Source organism: Candidatus Syntrophocurvum alkaliphilum (assembly GCF_009734445.1).
Classification (GTDB): domain Bacteria; phylum Bacillota; class Syntrophomonadia; order Syntrophomonadales; family Syntrophomonadaceae; genus Syntrophocurvum; species Syntrophocurvum alkaliphilum.
On the sequence record NZ_CP046457.1, the window covers coordinates 2,318,113 to 2,340,501 of the forward strand.

At 32.1% G+C, this 22,389-nt stretch carries 24 protein-coding genes; 21 read left to right on the plus strand and 3 right to left on the minus strand.

The window, feature by feature from the left end:
* Positions 1-307: 307 nt before the first annotated feature.
* The 5 genes from SYNTR_RS11275 (at position 308) to SYNTR_RS11295 (ending at position 6,197) form a co-directional block, all read left to right on the plus strand.
* Entirely contained in the window at positions 308-2,233 is a 1,926-nt protein-coding gene (locus SYNTR_RS11275) for a PrkA family serine protein kinase (RefSeq protein WP_156204604.1), read from the plus strand.
* Between the two features lie 11 nt (positions 2,234-2,244).
* Complete coding sequence (yhbH, locus tag SYNTR_RS11280) at positions 2,245-3,414, plus strand: sporulation protein YhbH (protein ID WP_156204605.1); 1,170 nt, start codon at positions 2,245-2,247, stop codon at positions 3,412-3,414.
* 23 nt (positions 3,415-3,437) lie between these two features.
* Positions 3,438-4,778, plus strand: coding sequence for a SpoVR family protein (locus tag SYNTR_RS11285; RefSeq protein ID WP_156204606.1), 1,341 nt, complete (start codon positions 3,438-3,440; stop codon positions 4,776-4,778).
* Between the two features lie 228 nt (positions 4,779-5,006).
* Positions 5,007-5,648: a deoxynucleoside kinase gene (locus SYNTR_RS11290; protein WP_197079121.1), complete on the plus strand. Its 642-nt coding sequence runs from the start codon at positions 5,007-5,009 to the stop codon at positions 5,646-5,648.
* A gap of 111 nt (positions 5,649-5,759) precedes the next feature.
* The gene (locus SYNTR_RS11295) at positions 5,760-6,197 is read left to right on the plus strand and encodes a hypothetical protein (protein ID WP_156204608.1); all 438 of its coding nucleotides are present in this window, start codon (positions 5,760-5,762) and stop codon (positions 6,195-6,197) included.
* Here the strand turns inward: SYNTR_RS11295 and SYNTR_RS11300 are convergent.
* Positions 6,187-6,678, minus strand: a complete 492-nt coding sequence (locus tag SYNTR_RS11300) for a DUF4912 domain-containing protein (RefSeq protein WP_156204609.1) — start codon at positions 6,676-6,678, stop codon at positions 6,187-6,189. The genes SYNTR_RS11295 and SYNTR_RS11300 overlap by 11 nt on opposite strands.
* 140 nt (positions 6,679-6,818) lie before the next feature.
* On the opposite strand from SYNTR_RS11300, the gene SYNTR_RS11305 reads away from it, so the two are divergent.
* The 8 genes from SYNTR_RS11305 to SYNTR_RS11755 all read left to right on the plus strand — a co-directional run bounded on the left by SYNTR_RS11305 (position 6,819) and on the right by SYNTR_RS11755 (position 11,093).
* On the plus strand, positions 6,819-7,526 hold the full coding sequence (locus SYNTR_RS11305; RefSeq protein WP_156204610.1) for a CPBP family intramembrane glutamic endopeptidase: 708 nt from the start codon (positions 6,819-6,821) through the stop codon (positions 7,524-7,526).
* A gap of 77 nt (positions 7,527-7,603) precedes the next feature.
* Entirely contained in the window at positions 7,604-7,906 is a 303-nt protein-coding gene (locus SYNTR_RS11310; protein WP_156204611.1) for an FmdB family zinc ribbon protein, read from the plus strand.
* 136 nt (positions 7,907-8,042) lie between these two features.
* A complete protein-coding gene (locus tag SYNTR_RS11315; protein ID WP_156204612.1) occupies positions 8,043-8,750 on the plus strand; it encodes an HAD family hydrolase in 708 nt (235 codons plus the stop codon).
* A 27-nt stretch (positions 8,751-8,777) separates the two neighbouring features.
* Entirely contained in the window at positions 8,778-9,050 is a 273-nt protein-coding gene (locus SYNTR_RS11320) for a late competence development ComFB family protein (RefSeq protein WP_197079122.1), read from the plus strand.
* Positions 9,051-9,055: 5 nt separating this feature from the next.
* Complete coding sequence (gene rnhA, locus SYNTR_RS11325; RefSeq protein WP_156204614.1) at positions 9,056-9,499, plus strand: ribonuclease HI; 444 nt, start codon at positions 9,056-9,058, stop codon at positions 9,497-9,499.
* On the plus strand, positions 9,500-10,030 hold the full coding sequence (locus tag SYNTR_RS11330) for an acyltransferase (RefSeq protein ID WP_156204615.1): 531 nt from the start codon (positions 9,500-9,502) through the stop codon (positions 10,028-10,030). It begins immediately after the preceding gene.
* Positions 10,027-10,671: a YkgJ family cysteine cluster protein gene (locus SYNTR_RS11335; protein WP_156204616.1), complete on the plus strand. Its 645-nt coding sequence runs from the start codon at positions 10,027-10,029 to the stop codon at positions 10,669-10,671. The genes SYNTR_RS11330 and SYNTR_RS11335 overlap by 4 nt, the downstream gene beginning before the upstream one ends.
* A gap of 287 nt (positions 10,672-10,958) precedes the next feature.
* Positions 10,959-11,093, plus strand: coding sequence for a hypothetical protein (locus SYNTR_RS11755; protein ID WP_279285953.1), 135 nt, complete (start codon positions 10,959-10,961; stop codon positions 11,091-11,093).
* Positions 11,094-11,130: 37 nt separating this feature from the next.
* On the opposite strand, the gene SYNTR_RS11340 is transcribed toward SYNTR_RS11755, so the two are convergent.
* Positions 11,131-12,093: a SpoIID/LytB domain-containing protein gene (locus SYNTR_RS11340; protein WP_156204617.1), complete on the minus strand. Its 963-nt coding sequence runs from the start codon at positions 12,091-12,093 to the stop codon at positions 11,131-11,133.
* Positions 12,094-12,270: 177 nt separating this feature from the next.
* On the opposite strand from SYNTR_RS11340, the gene SYNTR_RS11345 reads away from it, so the two are divergent.
* The 3 genes from SYNTR_RS11345 to SYNTR_RS11355 all read left to right on the plus strand — a co-directional run bounded on the left by SYNTR_RS11345 (position 12,271) and on the right by SYNTR_RS11355 (position 16,241).
* Entirely contained in the window at positions 12,271-12,729 is a 459-nt protein-coding gene (locus tag SYNTR_RS11345) for a tRNA (cytidine(34)-2'-O)-methyltransferase (RefSeq protein WP_156204618.1), read from the plus strand.
* Positions 12,730-12,817: 88 nt separating this feature from the next.
* The gene (locus SYNTR_RS11350) at positions 12,818-15,304 is read left to right on the plus strand and encodes a PAS domain-containing hybrid sensor histidine kinase/response regulator (RefSeq protein WP_156204619.1); all 2,487 of its coding nucleotides are present in this window, start codon (positions 12,818-12,820) and stop codon (positions 15,302-15,304) included.
* 34 nt (positions 15,305-15,338) lie between these two features.
* Positions 15,339-16,241 carry a diguanylate cyclase gene (locus SYNTR_RS11355; protein ID WP_156204620.1) on the plus strand — a complete coding sequence of 301 codons (903 nt, stop codon included), beginning with the start codon at positions 15,339-15,341 and terminating at the stop codon, positions 16,239-16,241.
* 54 nt (positions 16,242-16,295) lie between these two features.
* Here SYNTR_RS11355 and SYNTR_RS11360 read toward each other — a convergent pair whose 3' ends face one another.
* On the minus strand, positions 16,296-16,472 hold the full coding sequence (locus SYNTR_RS11360) for a 4Fe-4S binding protein (protein ID WP_156204621.1): 177 nt from the start codon (positions 16,470-16,472) through the stop codon (positions 16,296-16,298).
* 179 nt (positions 16,473-16,651) lie between these two features.
* Between SYNTR_RS11360 and SYNTR_RS11365 the strand changes: the two genes are divergently transcribed.
* The 5 genes from SYNTR_RS11365 to glmM all read left to right on the plus strand — a co-directional run bounded on the left by SYNTR_RS11365 (position 16,652) and on the right by glmM (position 22,243).
* Positions 16,652-17,290 carry a thiamine diphosphokinase gene (locus SYNTR_RS11365; protein WP_156204622.1) on the plus strand — a complete coding sequence of 213 codons (639 nt, stop codon included), beginning with the start codon at positions 16,652-16,654 and terminating at the stop codon, positions 17,288-17,290.
* 71 nt (positions 17,291-17,361) lie between these two features.
* Positions 17,362-18,225, plus strand: coding sequence for a diadenylate cyclase CdaA (gene cdaA, locus SYNTR_RS11370; RefSeq protein ID WP_243140196.1), 864 nt, complete (start codon positions 17,362-17,364; stop codon positions 18,223-18,225).
* Positions 18,185-19,174 carry a CdaR family protein gene (locus SYNTR_RS11375; protein ID WP_156204624.1) on the plus strand — a complete coding sequence of 330 codons (990 nt, stop codon included), beginning with the start codon at positions 18,185-18,187 and terminating at the stop codon, positions 19,172-19,174. The genes cdaA and SYNTR_RS11375 overlap by 41 nt, the downstream gene beginning before the upstream one ends.
* Complete coding sequence (locus SYNTR_RS11380) at positions 19,161-20,810, plus strand: NAD(P)/FAD-dependent oxidoreductase (RefSeq protein ID WP_243140197.1); 1,650 nt, start codon at positions 19,161-19,163, stop codon at positions 20,808-20,810. The genes SYNTR_RS11375 and SYNTR_RS11380 overlap by 14 nt, the downstream gene beginning before the upstream one ends.
* Positions 20,811-20,893: 83 nt before the next feature.
* Positions 20,894-22,243: a phosphoglucosamine mutase gene (gene glmM, locus SYNTR_RS11385; protein ID WP_156204626.1), complete on the plus strand. Its 1,350-nt coding sequence runs from the start codon at positions 20,894-20,896 to the stop codon at positions 22,241-22,243.
* The last annotated feature ends 146 nt before the right edge of the window (positions 22,244-22,389 follow it).

A 22,389-nucleotide genomic window follows, 5' to 3' on the forward strand; every position in this document is an offset into this window, starting at 1 on the left:
GCTAGGCCAAAATAAATATATCTTTCGACAGGCTAAAGTCATAGCTGCTATCACAACTCGGTTTTGCAAGGTTAAATCTCCGGCTTTAATCTTACTTAAAAGCATAACCTGCATGCCCTTTTTTAGTGTAAAATTCTGTTAAATCATATCACTATTAGAGTATTACAATTGAGTATTTATTAAAAACAATATACCATATTATGGTTTTGAAATCATTTTAGCAAAACATAAGTAAAGTGACATATACATATAACATTAATATTAGTTAGTTGTTAAATAAATATCTCTTGAAAGGGAGGAGATAGATTTGCAAAACCAGTTTAATGAACTGATTAAAAAAGATAGAGAAAGAAGAAAAAAGAATAATGTTGAAATATCTTTTCTAGATTATCTTAATATAGTAAAAGAAAATCCAGTAACCACCATGTTAGCACATGAGAGAATGTTTGAAATAATTACTAAACCAGGTACTAAAATAATAAAAACAGAAGACTATCCTAGATTAAGACGTATTTATGGTAATGATGTAATTAAAAAATATAATTTTTTTGATAATGATTTTTTTGGAATAGATAAGACAATAATGGAAATTGTTCGTTATTTTCATTCAGCCTCGATGAGGGGTGAAGAATCACGGCAAGTATTATATCTTGTAGGTCCAGTGGGATCAGGTAAATCATCTTTAATGGAAGCTTTAAAAAAGGCTTTAGAGATTAGTGAACCCATTTATGCATTAAAAGGATGTCCAATGAGAGAGGAGCCCCTTCACCTCATACCAAAGCATTTACGTGATGAGTTTGAAGAACTTTTAGGAGTAAAAATAGAAGGGGACTTATGCCCAATTTGCCGCTACCGGTTATTAAATGATTATCAAGCAGAATATGAAAATTTTCCAGTAGTAACCGTTGACTTTTCTATTCGTAGTAGAAAAGGGATAGCAGTAGTGCCGCCAGTTGATCCCAATAATCAGGATACATCTGTTCTGATAGGATCTGTTGACATTTCTAAAATGGATCTTTATCCAGAAGATGATCCTAGAGTTCTATCACTAAATGGAGCTTTTAATACAGGAAACAGGGGGCTTATAGAATTTATAGAAATCTTCAAAAATGATACAGAATATCTTCATACTATAATTACTGCAACTCAAGAAAAATCTATCCCATCTCCAGGAAAAGGTTCAATGATTTACTTTGATGGAATAATACTTGCACATTCTAATGAAGCTGAATGGAATAAATTTAAGTCTGATCATACTAATGAAGCTATCTTAGATAGAATTGTAAAAATTGAAGTTCCTTACTGCTTAGAACTAAATCAAGAGACTAAAATATATAATAAAATACTTAAAAAGAGTAATTTTAAGGCACATATAGCACCTCATACTATAGAGGTAGCATCAATGTTTGCCATTTTAAGCCGTTTAAATCAATCAAATAAAATAGATATGATTAGTAAAATGCGAATATATAATGGAGAAGAAATTGTAGAAAAAGATACAACTAAGAAAATTGATATTCAGGAATTGCGCGATGAAGGGCCTAAGGAAGGGTTTAGTGGCATATCAACAAGATTTATTATGAAGTCAATAGATAATGCTCTATCCGAATCAGAGCACAATTGTATAAATCCTATCTTAATAATGGAGTCCTTAGTTAAGGCGGTTAAGGCTACTGATATGGGTGAAGATGAGAAGAATAAACTTTTAGGTTTCCTTCAGGATACTATTAAAAAAGAGTACAACCGAATTTTAGAAAAAGAAGTAACCAAAGCATTTATATATGGATATCGTGAGCAGGCGGAAACTCTTTTTAACAACTATTTAGATCATGCTGAAGCCTACGTAAACAAAGTGAAAATAAAAGATGAAAATACCGGAGAAGAATTAGATCCTGATGAGAAATTTATGGAATCAATAGAATCACAAATTGGATTAACGGGGTCTGCAGCAACAGGTTTTAGAAATGATGTTACCTCTTACATGTTTTCCATGTTAAGAAATAATCAAGTAATAGACTATACTAGCTACGAACCTCTTAAAGAAGCTATAGAGAAAAAACTAATATCTTCAGTAAGAGAGTTATCAAGGGTAATAACTCAAGCTAAAGTAAGAGATAAGAGTCAAAATGAGAAATACAATGCAATGGTAGAGGAAATGAAGCGTGCAGGTTATTGTGATTACTGTTGTAATGTAGTTTTAAAGTATGCTGCTAACAACTTATGGAAAGATTAGGGTGATGCCTTATGGCAATTTTCAGAGAAACTTTCAATAATGGTAGTGATAGAAGTGCAGAAGATCGTCGTAGACATCGTCAGTTAGTCGAAGATTCAATAAAAAGGAATATAGGTAATATTATTGCTGAAGAAAGCATAATTGGTCAGAGTAAAGATAAGACATTTAAGATACCTATTAGAGGTATAAAAGAATATCAGTTTATTTATGGCGAAAATCGACCAGGAGTAGCTTCAGGAAAAGGTAATGAAAAACGCGGTAACAGAATAGGCAGTAAAAAAGGTAAAAAAGGTGACCCATTTGGTGATGGAGCAGGTAATAACGAAGGTGATGATATTTATGAAACAGAAGTTACTTTAGAAGAGCTAGTAAGCTACCTATTCGAAGATCTAGAACTTCCATATTTAGATAGAAAAAAATATTCCTATATAGAAACAGAAAAAACTAGCAAAAGGTGGGGGATACAAAGAAAAGGTATTCCTCCACGTCTTTCTAAAAAACGCTCTATGGTTGAACGTATAAAAAGAAAAAAGTCTTATGAAAGATTATTAAACGAACTAAACGAAGAGCAAGAGGTAGAAAGATTTCCTTTTAAAGAAGATGACTTGCGCTATCAGCGGGTTAAAGAAGAGCTAAGACCTGAGTCAAATGCAGTTGTAATATGTATCATGGATAGCTCAGGTTCAATGTATATGAGTAAAAAATACCTAGCAAGAAGCTTTTTCTTCTTACTTTATCAATTTGTACGCTATCGTTATATAAATGTTGAACTAGTTTTTATAAACCATACCACCAAAGCTAAAGAAGTAAACGAAGAAGATTTCTTTCATCGAGGAGAATCGGGTGGAACAATTGTTAGCAGTGGCTATGAAAAAGCAATAGATATAATAAATGAACGCTTTAATCCAGCTATATGGAATGTGTATGCTTTTCACTGTAGTGATGGTGATAACTGGCCTGAAGATATAGAAAAAGCAATTTTAAAAGCTAAAGAATTATGTAGTTTATGCAACCTTTTTGGATACGGAGAAATAGTATCTTCATGGAGACCAAATAAAACAATGTCAGATGAGTTTGAAAATGAAATTAATAGTAAAAACTTTGTATCGGTTTTAATTGGTAGCAAAGAAGATGTATGGCCTGCTTTTAAGCAACTCTTAGATGTAGCAGAGGGGGAGTGATAAATCTGGCTAGCGGATATTCCATGAAAGAGATTAATTATTGGAATGAGAAAATAGAAGATATGGTCAAAAACTATGGTCTTGATTGTTACCCCCAGGAGTTTGAAATCTGTAGCTATGAAGAAATGCTAAGTTGGGAAGCATATTTGGGAATGCCGGCAAGATATCCTCATTGGAGCTTTGGTAAGGCATACGAAAGGAAAAAAACCTTTTATCGTTACAATTTAGCAGGTCTCCCATATGAATTGGTTATAAACTCCAATCCATGCCTAGCATATTTAATGAAAGATAATACTCTTTTATTACAAATACTTACAATGGCACATGTATATGGACACAACGATTTTTTCAAAAACAACAGATTATTTAGAGAAGGTACTAGGGCTGAATTTACAATAGAAATGTTTAAATCAAATGCTAGAAGAATTAGAGAATATGTATCTGATCCTAGTATTGGATATACGAGAGTAGAGCGAATTCTAGATGTAGCTCACGCTCTAAGACTTCAAATTACTCGTACAGTTGGAGAAAAAATTCTTAGTGAAGAAGAAAAGAGACAAAAACAAATAGATAAAATTTACCCAGTTAAAGGCACAAATCCCTTACTTGAACCTAAAAAACCAAAACCAGAGATAGATATGAATAAATTGCCTATAGAGCCAGAGGAGGATCTTTTGCTTTTTTTAATTAACTATGCTGACTTAGATGAGTGGGAAAAAGATATTATAAGGATAGTTAGAGAGGAAAGCTTATACTTTCTTCCTCAAATAGAAACAAAAATAATGAATGAGGGCTGGGCAAGTTATTGGCATTATAAAATTCTTAAAAATCTTGATTTACCAGAAAGCTTATATATTGAATTTTTAAAAAGACACAATCAAGTAATAAGAACATTTGAAGGTGGTTTAAATCCTTACCATATTGGTTTTAAAATATTTGAATATATTGATAACAATAGCTTAGCTCAAAACGAAATATTCAATATTCGAGAAACGGAAAGAGATTCATCATTTATCAGAAGATATCTAAATAGAGAACTATGTGAGGAACTAAAGCTGTTTGAATATAGGAAAAGAAGTAGAGATTACATTATAACAGAAGTTGCAGACAATGAGGGCTGGAAGGAAATAAGAGATAATCTAGCTACAAATGTTGGTATTCAAGCTGTACCTAATATAAAAGTAATAGATGTTAACAAAAAAGATAACATTTTATTATTAGAGCATGAATGGGATGGTAGGGAACTACAACTTGAATTTGCACATGAGACCTTAAAATACATCGCCCGCCTTTGGGGGGGCAATGTAAGGCTAAAAACAATCGTTAGAGCCTCATACCAAATACTAGAAAGCGATGGAACGTAAATAACTGGACGAGAGAATCAAAGGGGGACGATGGAAGCACGGGGACGGTTCTTTTGCTTCCTTTTCAAAAGGAAGCAAAAGAACCGTCCCCGTGCTTCCGCCCCGTGATTATTTTCCATACATTTTTCTCCATTAAGTCCTTATATCCAAAAAATTTAACAGTAGGATTTTTGAATTTAACATAGAAATTAATTTTGAATAGTAATGGCTCAGAAAGGAGATAAGGATGTGGAAAATCAGAATAGTGTACAAATAGTAGTAGATGGCGTGACGGGTGTTGGGAAATCTAGCTTAGTTAAAATTATTTCGGAAGAATTTGGCTTAAAACCTTTTAATGAAATGTTTGATGATGAAAATAGGTTACTACATAAATTTTTTTATGATAGAGAACGCTGGGCATTTCCAATGCAAACTAATTTTTTAACTAATAGATTTAAACAATATAAGCAAGCCATGAAAATAGGAAGAGCTGTTATGGATCGTTCTATTTATTCAGATAGAATATTTGCTCGCATGTATTTAGAGCAAGGATATCTTAGCACAGAAGAATATGCAGTATATAAAAACCTATTATATACCTTGTTAGAACAGATATATCCACCTCATCTGTTGGTATATTTAAAGGTAGATACAGATGAAGCAATAAGAAGAATTCATAAAAGAGGTCGACCTGATGAGATAGCGGTTGAGCGTGAATATTGGGATATGTTAAATCAATTTTATGAAAATAATTATAAGGATTTTAACTTAGGTAAACTTTTAAAAATAGAAGTTGATCACCTAGATTATGTTCATCTATACGAAGATAAAGCATTTATTTTAAATCAAATCAAACAAGCCCTAAATAGTAATGAAAAATATATAGTCTAAGAAATAAAAAAGAATTAAGCTATTAACTTAATTCTTTTTTTTTTCATACCGTTTTTTAAATCCTTTTATTATGATATATTGTTAAGAGTTTAAAGAAAGGTTGGTTCACTAATGATTATTACATTAAGCATAATTGCAGTATTAATTTTATTAGTTTACTCACCATATTTTTTCCATATTATTAAAGGTAGTCCTGAAAAATTTGAATATGAAATGCTTAAAGCATTAGCGAACTGGATGATCACTAAAGGTAAAAGCATTCAATTACAGCTTTGGATTATGCTTATATTATCTATACTTTTAGAAATAATATATTTTGTACTTGTATTTAATGTTATAGATAATTATGCACTAATTATCCTAACTGCTATTTTTGCTGGGTTTGAAGTTTATCATATAATTACTTTAACTTTTAGTTTTAATAAGTTTTTTAAAGGCAATAAAATTCTTAAAGATTTATTCAATTGGTCTGTCGAAAGATTAAGTGCTAGTTTATTTTTTACTCATGCATTAGTTGTTTTACTATCATTAATCTTTTTTAATGTATAGTTTCTCTCATACTAATAATTGTGTTAGAAATTACTAATGGGGAAAAACCAGTATCTTTCATAATGCCTAAGGCACAATAGTATGCAGTACCTGGTGTACAATCAATTTCTTGCCCCCCATAGGTAGCATTAACACTAAAATCAAAAGATTTTACAATGCCTTCAATTTTATAGACACGAAGCAAAATATCATCTAATTTAATATCTTTGTTTTCAATTTTATCCCATGTTTTTTGGGTTAAATGCCATTTTACAAAAAGCTTATTAGGTTGCATGCTATATAAGACAATTTGATTTTTGTTGTAGTCTAGATCTAAGTCTGCTAACCTTACCTCCTCAGGACTTAGTTCTCCTGCAGTTTCAAAATCTAATTTTTCAATAGGCTTACGTTCTTCTTCTCTTTTATTTAAAGACGTTAATACAACAAAGAGTAATGCGATAAGGGCGAGTGACAATAAAATAATATACGATAGTGGAGTCAATATAAAAACCTCCTTTTTTGATATAATAAAAATATTTAATATTATTATTGACTAAATATATTTAATTATTTTAATTAATTCAATATATTTATTGTGTAAAAAAAGTCAAATTCGGAATGTTTTAAAATGGTGGTGTGAACTTGAGAATTAATTTAAAATGGGGATTTAAAGAAATTATATTTATTTATTTAGGGATTATTTTTTTTAGTCTATTATTTGGATTTTATGGTCATAATGTTTATTACTTTTTTCTAAATATATTTAACTTAGCTGATACTGACATTAATTTCTTTATAACGGCTTTTCTTTTTCAATTTTTTGTTACTATTTTATTAATTTTCACAGTAGCATACAGAAACAGAATTACACTAAAAGATTTAGGCTTTAAAAAAGCATCTTTTAACTTTTATGTAAAATATGGAATTATCGGTGGAATTCTTTTAATGATTGGAATAACACTTATGGGAATTCCATTACAATACTTGAAGCCAGACATTGAACCACAATTTGTAGAGGAAATGATTCGTTCAGCTACTACAATTCAGTCATTTGGCATTTTATTGGTAGTCGTAGCTGTTTTAGCTCCACTATCTGAAGAACTATTTTATAGAGGCATGATTTATCCTGTTTTTAGAAATTATATAGGTCCAAAATGGGGAGCAATTATAGCGGGTATAGTTTTTGGATTAGCACATTTTGATCTACTTAGGGCAATTCCACTTGCTGTAGGAGGAATAGTACTATGCTATATTTATGAGAAAACAGGAAGTATCATTGTTTGCACTATAGCTCATGGTATGTGGAATGCACTTATGGCACTAGTAGTTTATGCCACGATATTCATATAGGATTAATAAAACAGTTGACAAATAATCGTTTTCAATATAAAAAAGTAAGTAAAGTTGTAAAGGAGAGATAAATAAATATGCCGATTTATGATTATAAATGTGAAAAATGTGGTAATTTTGAGAAGCAGCAAAGAATAACTGAAGAAGCACTTAAGGAATGTCCCAACTGTAATTCAAAGGTTGAAAGAATAATAAGTAAAAATGTTGGTGTTGTTTTCAAAGGCCAAGGATTTTATAAAACTGATACTTCATTGATAAAAGATAAAATGAGAAGCCTTAATAAAGAAAGGCAAACTGATAATCAAGCAATCCTAGATGGTGATGTAGCTGGTTTCAATAAACAATCAGAAAAAACGGAGAAAAAAGTCTTAGAATCATAATCCCCAGTAATGGGGATTTTTTTAATTGCATAGGGAATTGCTTATTTTTATGGTATTTTAATAAAGGAATATTTAGGTTTAATAAAGTAATAATAACTTAAGCTTATACAATTTAATCGAAGGAGAAAAAAGAAAAATGATAAAGGCAGTAACATTTGATTTTTGGGATACTCTATATAAAGCTCCAACTAGTACCGATTTTATAACTAAAAGAGTAAATGATATCAAAACAGCACTTATAAACTGTGATTTTAATAATATAGACGAGAATAATATTAAAGATAATTTTAAAAAATGTTGGAAAGCAGCTTATAAAAGACAGCGTGAAGAAGGATTAGACATGACTCCTAATGAACAGGTAGACTTTATTTTAAATAAATTAAATATAAAAGTTAATAAAGAACAATGGAAAACGATATATCATGCTTATACTGCCTTTCTATTAGAAAAAAGACCAGAGCTTAATACTGATGTTATCAAAATTTTGTCTTCATTTTCAGAAAAATACAAGTTAGCTGTTATTTGCAATACTGGTGTTACACCTGGTGTTATATTAAAGGAAGTTATGAAACTAGACGATATTTATAAATATTTTGATCTTTTAGTATTTTCTAATGAGATAGGATGGGCTAAACCAAATGTCAAAATCTTTGAATACACCTTACAAAATTTGGAGGTAAAAAATACTAATGCTATACATATAGGTGATGATACTACTACTGATATAGAAGGGGCTAAAAGAGCTCAAATGAAATCAATTTGGTTAGCGCCAAATGCAAAAGAGCCTCATGAGGATTGTAATTATCATATACAGAGTTTACGTGAATTAACTAATATTTTATAATAATACCCTATGAAAGGGGAAATAATTTTGGAAGTTATAAATGTTGTAGAAAAAATGGTTTGGGCAACAATAGATGATATACTAGAGCAAAAAGATGGAATTTGCAAATGTGAAAAATGTCGTGCTGATATAGTAGCACTTACCTTAAACAGTCTAAAACCTTGCTATGTAGTAAGTAATGAAGGATCAGCATTTGTGCGGGCTAATTATTTAGACTTAAATCTTAAACATGAGCTAACACTTGCTTTAGTCCATGCTATTGAAATTGTAAGTGAAAATCCTAAACATGATAAGGAGTAGCACATATGAAAGAAGTTACTATTTATACTGACGGAGCTTGTTCAGGCAACCCTGGCCCAGGAGGGTGGGGTGCTGTTTTAATATATGGTGAAAAAATTAAAGAGATATATGGATATGAAGATAATACAACTAACCAAAGGATGGAACTTAAGGCAGTAATTGAAGCCTTAAAGATGCTTAAAGTTACGGGGTGGAAGGTGGAAGTATATTCGGATAGTGCATATATTGTAAATGCATTCAACCAAAAATGGATTGAAAACTGGGAAAGAAATGGTTGGAAAAATAGCAAAAAGGACCCGGTAGCTAACCAAGATCTATGGAAAGAACTAGTAGAGTTATCTTCTAGAAACACAGTAATATTAAAAAAAGTAAAAGGGCACTCTGGGGATAAATGGAATGATCGTAGTGATGAATTAGCACGTTTAGGTATTAAGGAGGGCAATCAGTAAATGTTTGAACTCCTATATGATGCTATTTCAACTTGGAGAGTAAAACAAAAATTAACCAGCTATGGAGATAATATAAGAGCTCGTAATGCAGGATGGTTGTGGCTTGGTGAAAATTCAGAAGTACACGTTGGAAACAATGTTTTACTTGAACGCAAAGTAAGAATCTCGACAGGCAAAAATGCGCGTATTTATATAGATGATAATTCTTACATAGGAGACTATTCAAATATATTAGCAGTAAAGGAAATAACAATAGGCAAGGACTGTGCAATAAGTTGGCACGTATGTTTTATGGATACTACTTCACACTCAATTGGAGTAAAGGGAGAAAAGCCTCGTACCAAAATTGAGCCCATTAGGGTTGAGGATCATGTGTGGATTGGAATTCGCGCTGTTATTTTAAAAGGAGTAACTGTTGGACAAGGTGCAATTATTGCAAACAATGCGGTTGTAACCAAGGATGTTCCCCCATTTACTATGGTTGCGGGTAATCCTGCTAAGGTGATAAAAGAGGATGTTATTTGGGAATGAGTAGTAAAGTTAAAGTATATACTGAAATTGAAAATGATAAGTTGGGTATAGGGATTAAGGTGATTGATAAAAAAGCCACAGTAGCTGATTTGCTAGAGTCGTGGCAGCCACTTTGTGATGATAACTCTATGTATAAAAAGTATGCAGCTAACAATTATGCCATGTGTAAGGGTTGTACAATAAATTGCTGTAGTTCAGCTTATGTAATTCCTGACATAATTTCTTTCAAGAAAATGGCGTCTTTATTTGATAATGATTATAATCGTTTCATAAAAGATTACTTTCAAACTGATAAGGTTAAAAACGGATTACTTAGAATGCAGCCAGAGCCATGTATATTTTTAAAAGATAATATTTGCTCTATATATTTAATACGTTCGCTTATATGTAGGTTTTATATATGTTCAGATTTATTAGGTGAAACAGAACAGCTTATTTATTCAATCACAGTTGCAGGCATATCAGCAACGCATCTTTTTGCTGAACAAAATGGACTCCTAAAGCATAATACATCAAGCGGAATGACTAGTATGGATAAAATGTTTAAAGAACTTATAGAAGAATATAAAAATACCGATCGCACTAAAGCTTTCTTACAAGCTACTGAATATTCCGATATTCCATTAGAGCTTTTTTTGTAGTCATTATTTTTAATATATACTTGGTTTCACTGCGAAAAGCAAAACTTAGACTATGGAATCGGCTATCTAAGATGAAATTTTATTTATACTTAGCCGTGATCTATGCACCACGCCTTGCTATTTGGGACTTAGATAAACAAGTTAGCTCAGCCTTAAGTTTTTTATAGTTACTTTTTGCAGTAGAATGTACTGATTTTTATTCTAATGCAATTAGAAACCGCCTTATATTTTGTTAGCAATGTAATAAAAAAATTTCATTGGCAAATTATAAAGGCAGGAGGTATATAATGCAGTTAATTTATATTCATACTAATAATCTTTTTGAAGTAGTTAGGAAATATGAAAAAAAACAAGCTCATTTGGTAGCTATTACATGTCCTGAATATGGAAAGAGGTACAAGCTCATATATACTTTAAAATAAAAACGCCCGAATTAATCGGGCGTTTTTGCCATTTTAGTTACTCCCAAAGATCTGTCCAAGTTGTTCCTGAAAAGTAGTGTTCAACAATTTCTTTAGCTGTTTTATCATTTTCAGCCATAGTATATGCCCCCCATTGCTCCATTCCTACTCCATGACCCCAGCCTGTTCCTCTAAACACAACGTTATCGTCTTCTACCTCAATATCTTCTATGATAGTTGAATATAAAGTGTCAAAACCTATTTCTTGTCTTAGATCAATAGCTTGAATAGTTGCTTCGCCTGCGGAAATTTCTGTAGCTCTTCCCGAAGGTCCACGTTCACTGACCTCAATGTCTTCTAAATTGCCAGCTTCTTCTCCCATTATTTGCTGTACTTCAGATACAGGTACATTAACTGTCCAATCAATATATTCCTCAGGAGCATTTTCCATGCCTTTAGTATCTACTGGTTGTAGATATGCATCAGCCTCTTCGGGAATACCGGGAAAACCTTCTTCACGACTAGCAGTTAAATCATCTGATAAAGAGTGAAACATTGCCCATATAAAATTGCCATCATAGGTTATAACTTGTCCACGGGTTTCTTGTACAGCCCTTTCTATATCCTCATTAATTTCTTCTTCACTATATGCTTGAAACTCAGTATGATCGTCACTTGCATCAGTACCGTGTAAATCTTGAGTTCCACCATCAAATTCAATTAATGCAAGAGTCATGGTACGGGCAATAATGGCTTGAGCCTTCATAGCTTCCATAGGGAATTCTTTACCTATTTCAGCAGCTACTACACCTTTTAAGTATTCTTCTATAGGAAGGTGTTCAGTTTCCCCTGTATCTTTTCTATATAAGCTTATAGTAGGTTCTTCATCAGTATATTTTTCTACTTCAGGGGCTAATTCAGCTTCTTCTTCTGGTCGCTCTGCTGGTGGAGGACATCCTATATTAGCAAGACAAAATGTTAAAAGAAGTATTACTGCAGTTAAATTTTTAAATTTTATCATTTTTATCGCTCCTTATGTTTTTTTATAGTCTTTTCCACAAGCAAGCAACTTATGTTTGAAGTAATAAAAATATTAATGGTTAAAAATGGATAAAAATACTTTTTGATATAAAAAAAATACATTATACTTAATAGGATATGGCAATTTGTTTTGTTAATTTAGCAAAGAGGTGACAAAATGCATATAGTTTTGATTTCGCCAGAGATTCCACAAAATACAGGTAATATTGCAAGAACATGTGCACTAACAAATACGTCTCTTCATTTAGTCAAACCATTAGGTTTTTCTATAGAAGATCGTTATTTAAAAAGAGCAGGGCTTGATTATTGGGATAAATTAGACATAAAAGTATGGGAAAATTTTGAGGAGATTGCAAAAAAATATACTAAACATAACTTTTATTTGGCAACAACTAAAGCCCAAAAAAAATATACGGATATAAGATATAAGAAAAATGATTTATTAGTTTTTGGTTCTGAAACCAGTGGGATAAAAAAAGAAATATTAAAAACATTGCCTGATAACCAAATACGTATTCCCATGTTAAAGATAGGAAGATCATTAAATCTTGGAAATTCTGTTTCCATTGTCTTATACGAGGCGCTGCGACAGTTAGATTTTCCAGGATTAGAATAGTAAAATAATCCAATTTATTGACAAAAGAAGGAAAAACAATAAAATTACAGAATTTTATTTACTAGGTGCTTTTTAGGGAGGGTTAAAGATGCATGTTATCAATGAATTAAACTGCCAGCTAACAAATTGTGATTGTGATTACAAGAATCATCTAGAAAGACAAATTGATTATTTAAACATTCTTCTTGCAAATATGAATCAGCTTTTTTATGTTTATGACATTGATGGAAAGATTGTTTATATTAATAACAAAGCATTTGAAATACTTGGTTATTCTTCTGATGAGCTAGTAGGGCAACATGTAACAAACTTTGTACCTGATGAACTCAAAGAAAATGTCAAGGAACAATTAAATGATCGTTTAGAAAAATCTTTAGCTAACAGTTATGAAATACCTGTTATACAAAAGAATGGGAAAGAGAGAATTCTTAGATTAAATTCGGCACCTATTTTAAAGAAAGAAAAAGTGACAGGTGGTATGGTATTAGCCGACGATATAACTGAGCGTAAAAGAATTGAAAAAGCTCGTGAATTAGCAGAACAAGAGTTGCGTAAAGCACAAGAAGAATTAGAGCAAAGAGTAGATGAAAGAACTAAACAGTTAGCACGAGCAAATAGAATATTAAGAGATCAAATATTAGAACGCAAAAGGGTTGAACAAGCACTAAAAAATAGTGAAAATGCCCTAAAAAGACAAGTGAGTTATCTAAATACCCTCATTGATAATTTAAATGAACTTTTTTGTACCTACGATACAAGTGGAGAACTAACTTTTGTTAACAAGAAATTTTTAGAATTATTAGGATATCATCCTGAAGAGGTTATAGGCAAGCATGTTTTATCTTTTGTAGATGATATGCTAAAACAAAAAGTACAAGAGCAAATAAATTTTAGATTGAATGCTGGAGAACCAAAGGCCTATGAATTGCCTTTATTACATAAAAATGGCGAAGAGCGTATTTTTTGGCTTAATTCTTCACCTATAATTGAAGATGAAAAAATAAAAGGTGGAATGATATTAGCTGAGGATATAACTGAAAGTAAACGAGTTCATGAAGAGCTTGCAAGAGAAAAAGAATTTTTAGGAGTTACTATTAGTAGTATATTAGATGCAGTAATAACAACGGATAAAGAAAATAATATTACATTAATCAATGAAGCAGCTGAAGATTTACTTGGCTATTCAAAGGAAGAGGTAGAAGGCAAGAAAACAATGGATATTATTAACTTATCACAGCAGACCAAAACAAATGCAAGTACAAGCTATATATTAAATGATGAACAACCACAAAATCAATTAATACAAATTAATAATGGTCTTTTAACTAATAGATATCAAAACCAAATTAAAGTTGAAGCAAGTAGAGCCCCTATACTTAACTCACAAGGAAAACTTTCGGGGACTGTTTGGGTTATCCGTGATATAACAGAAAAACAAAAAATAGAACAGGAAATGTTAAAGGCGGGTAAAATAGAATCATTAGGTCTTTTAGCAGGAGGAATTGCTCACGATTTTAATAATTTATTAACTGTTATTTTAGGAAATATAGCATTAACTAAAACAATGATATCAGGAGATGAAATTATAGATTTTCTTGATGAAGTAGAAAAGGCTTCATTACATGCTAAATCATTAACTAATCAACTACTCACATTTTCACGTGGTGGTGAACCTGTTAAAAGTACGGTGTCAATACGGGAGTTAGTTAGGAGCACTGTGAATTTTGCTTTAAGCGGTTCTAATATACAATGCACATATAATATGGATGAAGACACATCACCTATTGATGTAGATAAAGATCAAATAAGTCAGGTTGTCAATAACCTAATACTTAATGCAGTCCAAGCAATGCCTAATGGTGGATTAATTACTGTGCAAACCAAAAATATTAATTTAAATAATGAAGAAATACCTACTCTATCTGCTGGAAAATATGTTGAAATAAAAATAAAAGATGAAGGTGAAGGAATACCATTAGAACATCAACAAAATATATTTGACCCATTTTATACCACGAAAGCTAATGGTAGTGGGTTAGGGCTAGCTATTTGTTTATCTATTATCCAAAAACATGATGGACATATAAGAATGTTTTCCAATCTAGGAGAAGGTACAACATTTCAGATTTATTTACCAGCATCAGAACAAAAATATCAACAAGATTGCTTTGACACAGGTGGTATAATAAAAGGTAGTGGAAAAATATTAGTTATGGATGATGAAAAGTCGATAAGAGAAACTGCTAGGCAAATGCTTTGCTCGTTAGGATACGAAGTTGAATTAGCTAGAAATGGTTTGGATGCAATAACTAAATACAAGCATGCTTTAATCCAAGGTGATAGATTTAATGTAGTAATAATGGATTTAACTATTCCTGGAGGTATGGGAGGTAAAGAAGCTATAAATATTTTAAGAAAAATAGATTCTAAAGCAAAAGTAATTGTTAACAGTGGTTATTCTAATGATCCTATTATTGCAAACTATCAAGAATGTGGCTTTGATGCTTTCGTATGCAAACCTTATAATTTAATAGAATTAAGTCAAGTTGTATATAGGGTGATTAACTATAGCTAATTTTTTAATTATATAAAGCAGAAGGATGAGGCATGTGAAAATACTTATAGCAGATGATGAACCAATATCACGTAACCTATTACAAGACACCTTGAATAAATGGGATTATGAAGTAATAGTAGCCAATGATGGTTTAGAAGCATGGCAAGTTTTTGAAACAGAAGACTATCCTAGTTTAGCAATCCTTGATTGGATGATGCCGAAAATGGATGGTATAGAAATATGTAAAAAAATTCGTGCTCGTAGTGATGATAAATATATATACATTATTATTTTAACTGCTAGGACTAAACCTGAAGATATTATTATGGGATTAGAAGCTGGGGCTGATGATTATATTACAAAACCATTTAATTCAGACGAATTAAAATACAGATTAAAAATAGGTGAGAGAATACTGAATCTTGAGCAAAGGATACTAGCAGTTGCTAGTAAAGATTATTTAACTGGTTTACTAAATCGTAGAGCTTTTATTAATAGATTAGAAGCCGAAATAAACCGTTCTAAAAGAGCCAATAAGCCACTTGGGTTAATATTTCTTGATTTAGATCACTTTAAAAGAATTAATGATGAATATGGTCATCGTGCTGGTGACTTTGTAATACAAAATGTAGCTGATTGTCTAAGAGAGTCATGTAGGCCATATGATTTCCTCTGTCGATATGGTGGTGAAGAATTTATCATATGCTTGCCTGAAGCTACTGTTGAACAAAGTATGGGTGTAGCAGAACGAATAAGGACTGCTGTTCAAAACAGAAATATTTTGTTATCTGATGGAACAAACCAGCTGAAAGTTACTGCAAGTTTAGGTGTTATGTCAACTGAGGGAAAAATAGGTAGGATAACGGCAGATCAACTAATCGACCAAGTTGATAATGCTCTTTATCAAGCAAAGGGAGCCGGTAGAAATAAAACTATCTCATTTTCATGTAATTAAAAATAGCAGAAAAATAAAAAAACCCTTTAGGGGTTTTTTTATGTATTAATCATATTATTCTTCTTTTTGTTGTGCAGCATCTGTTGGACATACATCAGCACATTCCCCACACTCAGTGCAAAGTTCGGGGTCAATAACATAAATGTCTTCACCTTCAGTTATTGCTTCAGTTGGGCATTCGTCTTCACATACGCCGCAAGCTATACATTCATCTGTAATTATATAGGTCATCTTTGTCCCCCCCTTATTTCAAATAGATATTAGCATTATAATTAACGCAATTTTTTTTGTCAATTTAAAATACTATTAAGATTTAATGTTGAGGATATTATTTGCTATCAAGGAATTTCTATTATATTATGTATTAGAAAACAATTTTAAACATTATTTGTATAGGAGAGGCGCAATAAATGTTATGTGTAGTATTAGCAAATGGTAATTATAATGGTAATATAGATGATTATAAATCAAAAATTTCAACTGCTGATATAATTATATGTGCAGATGGAGGAGCAAACTTTGCATATGAAACAGCTATTACCCCTACCTATATTGTTGGTGATATGGATTCAATTGCTGACCATGTAAAGAGTTATTATAAAGAAAAAGGTGTAAAAGTAAAGAAATATCCTAAAAAGAAAGACTTTACAGATACTCAGCTTTCTTTAATGATTGCAGAAGAATTTCATGCTATCAAAGAAGTTGTATTTTTGGGAACAATAGGGGATAGGTTAGATCATACATTATCGAGTATTTATAGTGGTATAGAGTTAGTTAATAAAGGAATAAAAGTAAGTCATTTTACTTCTGATTTAACTATTTATATTACAAATAATAAGGTTGAGATTGATGGAGAAAAAGGAGATATAGTATCAGTCTTAGCTCTTAGTGATGAGGCTAAAGGAATAACCAAAACAGGCTTTGAGTACCCGTTAGTAAACGAAGAGCTACAAAAGAGTAATCCCTATGCAATTTCTAATATACTAAGAGAAGAAAGAGGAACTATACAACTCACAGACGGAGTTTTAGCAGTTTTTCATTATAAATAAATATAATCAAGCATTTTTTACCAATGACCTGGCATAATAATAATAAAGGTTATGCATGGAGGAAAGTTACTTTGGACTTGACTATTTTATCTGGTGTCTTTGCTAGTCCTTGGAACATTATAAGGGCTTTAATAGATATATCAATAGTTTCATATGTGTTATATAGAATACTTCTGTTAATAAAAGGTACACGAGCAGAACAGCTATTAAAAGGGCTGATAATTTTGCTTGTGTTTTCTGTTGTGGCTAGTTTTTTAAATTTAGATATGGTTAATTGGTTTGTGGAAAAGCTTTGGATAGTTTTTGCAATAACTATTCCTATTGTCTTTCAGCCAGAGCTCAGAAGAATTTTAGAACAAATAGGCAGAGGTAAATTTTTTTCAACTCAATCTAAATTTATTCAAATTGAAGGTTATCAAAAAATAGTAAATGAAATAACAGATGCAGTTACAGTATTATCAAGAAATAGAGTAGGGGCTTTAATTGTAATTACACGTGAAGCTGAATTAGATGAATATTTAGATAGTGGATTTGATATTGATGCAACAGTGTCTGCTGGATTATTAGTGAATATTTTTGTGCCAAATACACCACTTCATGATGGTGCAGCAGTAATTAATAAAGGCAGGTTAGAAAAGGCTGCCTGTTTTCTACCACTAAGTGATAACCCCTATTTGGATAAAGAACTTGGAACTAGACATCGTGCTGGATTAGGTATATCTGAAGTATCTGATGCTATATCAATAATAGTTTCAGAAGAAACCGGAGCGATATCATTAGCTAAAGATGGACAATTAAACAGATACTTGGATAAACAAAGTTTAAAGGATATGTTAGGTAAAGACTTAATTATAAGAGAAAAATGGAGTGAGACCTTCCGTAGGAGGTGGTCAAGTGACAGAAAAAAACAAGAAAAGAAACACAACGGGTCTTAAAGTAATTTCAATAATGATGGCTATACTCTTATGGTTTTATGTTATAAATCAAGGCCAACTAGCAACACCTGATAATATACGTGATGTCGGACTAGAATACAGAAACCTAGAGGAAAACTTAACTGTTATAGGACCAGAAAGAGTAAATGTTAGATTGTGGGGTGCTTTTCAAGAAGCAGCTCAAATTGAAGCTTTTGTAGATTTGAGTGGTTTAACTGCAGGAACTTATACTGTGCCTGTTCAGGTTGAACAACAAAGAGGAGCTATGATTACTACTGTTGAACCCGATATGGTAGAAATAGAAATTCAAGAGGTAGGACAAAATACATTTCCTATAAATTATGAAATTAGGCAAAATCCTCCTACAGGGTTTGAAATAGCTGATGTTTTGCTTTCAGCAGATAGATGTTTAGTTCAGGGTCAACAAGAAGAAATAAATCGTATATCAATAATAACAGCCCCATTAGATTTGAGTAATGTCACTGATATAACAACACTAAGAACTCAGTTAGTAGCTAGAGATGTTCATGGTAATACTATAAGTGACGGTATACAAATAATTCCCGAAACTATAACTGCATATGTAGCAATTAATGTAGAAAGAGAATCAAAACAAGTTCCAGTTTTAGCTGATTTTGCAGGTGAACTAGTACCCGGCTATCAAATAGATAGCGTATCACTTGAACCTGACTCAGTATCGATAATTGGTGAGAAAAGAATTATTGATGAGACAGATGAGTTAACAACCCAAACTATAAATCTTGATAATAGGGATGCAACCTTTAGTAAAACGATAGATTTAGAAACACCAGAGGGCGCTAGAGCCTTTCCTTCAAATGTAGTAATTACAGTCTATATAGAAGGAGCAGAACTAGATGATGAAGTTGATAACGATGTTAATGATACCAACAATGAAAATGAGGTTGATTTAAATTATGTACCGCGTTAGAGGTTTAAAACTAAAATTAGAACATAAAAAACAAGACATACTTATTGCAGTAGCTAAAAAAATGCGTATAGATAGAAAAGATATAGAAAATATAAAAATTGTAAGAAAAGCTGTGGATGCCCGCAAAAAAGAAATATACTTTACTTATACAGTAGATGTACAAATTAAAAATAACACTAAAATAAAAGGGAACATCATAGATGGTGTTGAAGTATTATCCATAAATTATAAAGAACCCCAAGAAATACTAGAAGGAAATCAAAAACTTCCATACGCACCGGTAATTATAGGCTCGGGACCAGCCGGGCTTTTTTGTGGTCTTTTTTTAGCGCGCCAAGGCTTTAAGCCAATAGTGTTAGAACAGGGACTAGATGTAGACAACAGAGTTAAAAAAGTAGAGAATTTTTGGCAAAGAGGTAATCTAGACAAACGTAGCAATACCCAGTTTGGTGAAGGTGGAGCAGGTACATTCTCTGATGGCAAATTAACTACGCGCATTGGAGATGAGCGAGTAGATTATGTTTTAAAAACATTTATAGAGTATGGTGCTAGCGAAGAAATAGCCTGCTTAAAAAAGCCTCATGTCGGAACTGATATTATTAGGAATTTAGTAAAAAAAATCAGAAATGAAATAGTTTTCTTAGGTGGACAAGTCTATTTTAATGCTAAAATGACAGATGTAAATATTAACGATAATAACGTTAAAAGCATAATAATAAATAGAGAAATAGAAATTCCATGTAATGTATTAGTTTTAGCAATTGGTAATAGTGCACGAGATGTATTTAGACTCCTGTATAATAAGGGAATAAGAATTTCACCTAAACCATTTGCTGTAGGAGTTAGAGTAGAGCACTTGCAAGATGAAATAAATAAAAAACAATATGGTGAATATGCTAATCATCCTTCATTGGAAGCTGCTGATTATCATTTAACCTATAAGGATAAAGAAACAAACAGATCTTTATATACCTTTTGTATGTGCCCAGGTGGCTATGTAATTGGTGCTGCATCAGATCAAGGTCAGGTAGTAACTAATGGTATGAGCTACTACAAACGTGATTCAGGTATTGCCAATAGTGCTTTAGTTGTTACTGTTAAGCCAGAGGATTGGGGCAATGAAACCTTAGGAGGTATAAAATATCAGGAAGACTTAGAAGTAAAGGCATATAAAATGGGTGGAGAAAACTATAATGCACCTGCCCAAAAACTTATAGATTTTCTTAATAAAACTCCTACTACATCCCTAGAAAACACTATAGCAACATATACACCAGGAATAAAACCATCTAACCTTTGGAATCTATTTCCTGAGGAAATAAATAGTGTATTACATCGAGGTATAACCTACTGGGGAACTAAAATGGAAACATTCGTTGATGAAAGAGCTGTTTTAACAGGAGTAGAAACTCGTACTTCTTCACCTATAAGGATAGAAAGAGATAAAAAAACAAATATATCTATTAATACAGCTGGGTTATATCCGTGTGGGGAAGGAGCAGGTTATGCAGGAGGTATAGTAAGTGCAGCAGTTGATGGCTTGCGAATTGCTGAAAACATAATAATTACTTATGCAAAACCTTTAGAAACTACAACTTTAAGCCATAAAGATTTAGTAAATGCAAAAGATATATAAACATGTTTGCTAGCCGAGTAGTCTTAGTTTAGCTTTTTGCCAGTAAAACCATAAATGTTTATTACTAGAGGAGGATTAGAACTATGGGTACTTTATTTGGAACCGATGGAGTAAGAGGTATAGCTAATATAGACTTAACACCAGAGCTTGCTTTTGATTTAGGTAGAGCTGGAAGTCATATATTAGCCAATAAAGAATTAAATACTAAGCCTAAAATAATAGTAGGAAAAGACACCAGACTATCATGTGATATGCTTGAAGCAGCACTTATTGCAGGAATATGTTCAACTGGTGCCGATGTATTAACTGTTGGGGTACTACCTACTCCAGCAATAGCTTACTTAACTTCAAAATACGAAGCCTCATGTGGCATAGTTATATCAGCATCTCATAACCCAGTAGAGGACAATGGTATTAAATTCTTTGGACCTACTGGATTTAAACTTAAAGATGAAATAGAAGATGAAATAGAAAAACTAGTTAAGCAAGGAACAGCTGATTTAATGCGTCCACAAGGCACAGAAGTAGGAAGAGTATATGAAGTTAATGAAGCACTTAATGACTATTTAGATTATTTAGTATCAATCTATGACCTTAAAGAAAATCTAAGCAATCTAACTATTGTGTTAGACTGTGCTAATGGTTCTGCATTTGAAGCAGGTCCACAATTATTTGAACGATTAGGTGCAAAAGTAATAGCCATCCACAATACACCTACTGGGGTAAATATAAATGAAAAATGTGGTTCTACCCACACAGAAAGTATTAAAAAAGCTGTTGTAGAGAATAAAGCTGATTTAGGTATAGCATACGATGGAGATGCAGATCGCTGTATAGCAATAGATGAAAAAGGTAATGAAATAGATGGTGACTTTATTATGGTTATTTGTTCACTTAATATGCTAAGAGAAGGTAAACTGAATCCATCTAAAATAGTAGCAACAGTCATGAGTAATATAGGCCTTGAAATAGCTCTTAAAAAAGAAAACATTGCCATTGAAAATTGTAAAGTTGGTGACCGCTATGTGCTTGAAAAAATGCAGGAAACAGGAGCACTTCTAGGTGGGGAGCAATCAGGTCACATAATATTTTTAGAACACGCAACAACTGGAGATGGACTTTTGACCTCATTAAAAATAGCTGAAGTAATTAAAAACACTGGGTTGTCTCTATCCACCCTAACACAGGAAATGGAAAAACAACCTCAAATATTAGTAAATATAAAAATTGCTGAAAAAGATAAGATTTTATCCCATCCACTAGTAGTTGAAGCAATAAACCAAGCAGAACAAAGATTAGGGGAATGGGGTAAATTAGTAGTTAGACCATCAGGTACTGAACCAAAAGTAAGAATTATGGCTCAAGGTCCTGATAAAGATTTACTAACGGAGGTGATTGATGATATTAAAAAAGCAGTAGAAACTGTCCAATAAAAATAGCCCTAACTGGGCAAAAAAGCGCCTGACCCGGTACTTACTTAAGTGCTGGATGACGAGGTGAGGGTTAATCGAATAATCGGCGGGTGCCCTCCGGTGAACCACCATCGTAAGTACAGTTACAAAACTGGTTAGCAATAATC

Coding starts and splice junctions, on each gene's coding strand:
- SYNTR_RS11755 (WP_279285953.1), top strand. CDS start 10,959: ATGCAGTTAATTTATATTCATACTAATAATCTTTTTGAAGTAGTTAGG.
- SYNTR_RS11345 (WP_156204618.1), top strand. CDS start 12,271: ATGCATATAGTTTTGATTTCGCCAGAGATTCCACAAAATACAGGTAAT.
- rnhA (WP_156204614.1), top strand. CDS start 9,056: ATGAAAGAAGTTACTATTTATACTGACGGAGCTTGTTCAGGCAACCCT.
- SYNTR_RS11295 (WP_156204608.1), top strand. CDS start 5,760: ATGATTATTACATTAAGCATAATTGCAGTATTAATTTTATTAGTTTAC.
- SYNTR_RS11340 (WP_156204617.1), bottom strand. CDS start 12,093: ATGATAAAATTTAAAAATTTAACTGCAGTAATACTTCTTTTAACATTT.
- SYNTR_RS11310 (WP_156204611.1), top strand. CDS start 7,604: ATGCCGATTTATGATTATAAATGTGAAAAATGTGGTAATTTTGAGAAG.
- SYNTR_RS11350 (WP_156204619.1), top strand. CDS start 12,818: ATGCATGTTATCAATGAATTAAACTGCCAGCTAACAAATTGTGATTGT.
- yhbH (WP_156204605.1), top strand. CDS start 2,245: ATGGCAATTTTCAGAGAAACTTTCAATAATGGTAGTGATAGAAGTGCA.
- SYNTR_RS11360 (WP_156204621.1), bottom strand. CDS start 16,472: ATGACCTATATAATTACAGATGAATGTATAGCTTGCGGCGTATGTGAA.
- glmM (WP_156204626.1), top strand. CDS start 20,894: ATGGGTACTTTATTTGGAACCGATGGAGTAAGAGGTATAGCTAATATA.
- SYNTR_RS11285 (WP_156204606.1), top strand. CDS start 3,438: ATGAAAGAGATTAATTATTGGAATGAGAAAATAGAAGATATGGTCAAA.
- SYNTR_RS11380 (WP_243140197.1), top strand. CDS start 19,161: ATGTACCGCGTTAGAGGTTTAAAACTAAAATTAGAACATAAAAAACAA.
- SYNTR_RS11315 (WP_156204612.1), top strand. CDS start 8,043: ATGATAAAGGCAGTAACATTTGATTTTTGGGATACTCTATATAAAGCT.
- SYNTR_RS11335 (WP_156204616.1), top strand. CDS start 10,027: ATGAGTAGTAAAGTTAAAGTATATACTGAAATTGAAAATGATAAGTTG.
- SYNTR_RS11330 (WP_156204615.1), top strand. CDS start 9,500: ATGTTTGAACTCCTATATGATGCTATTTCAACTTGGAGAGTAAAACAA.
- SYNTR_RS11365 (WP_156204622.1), top strand. CDS start 16,652: ATGTTATGTGTAGTATTAGCAAATGGTAATTATAATGGTAATATAGAT.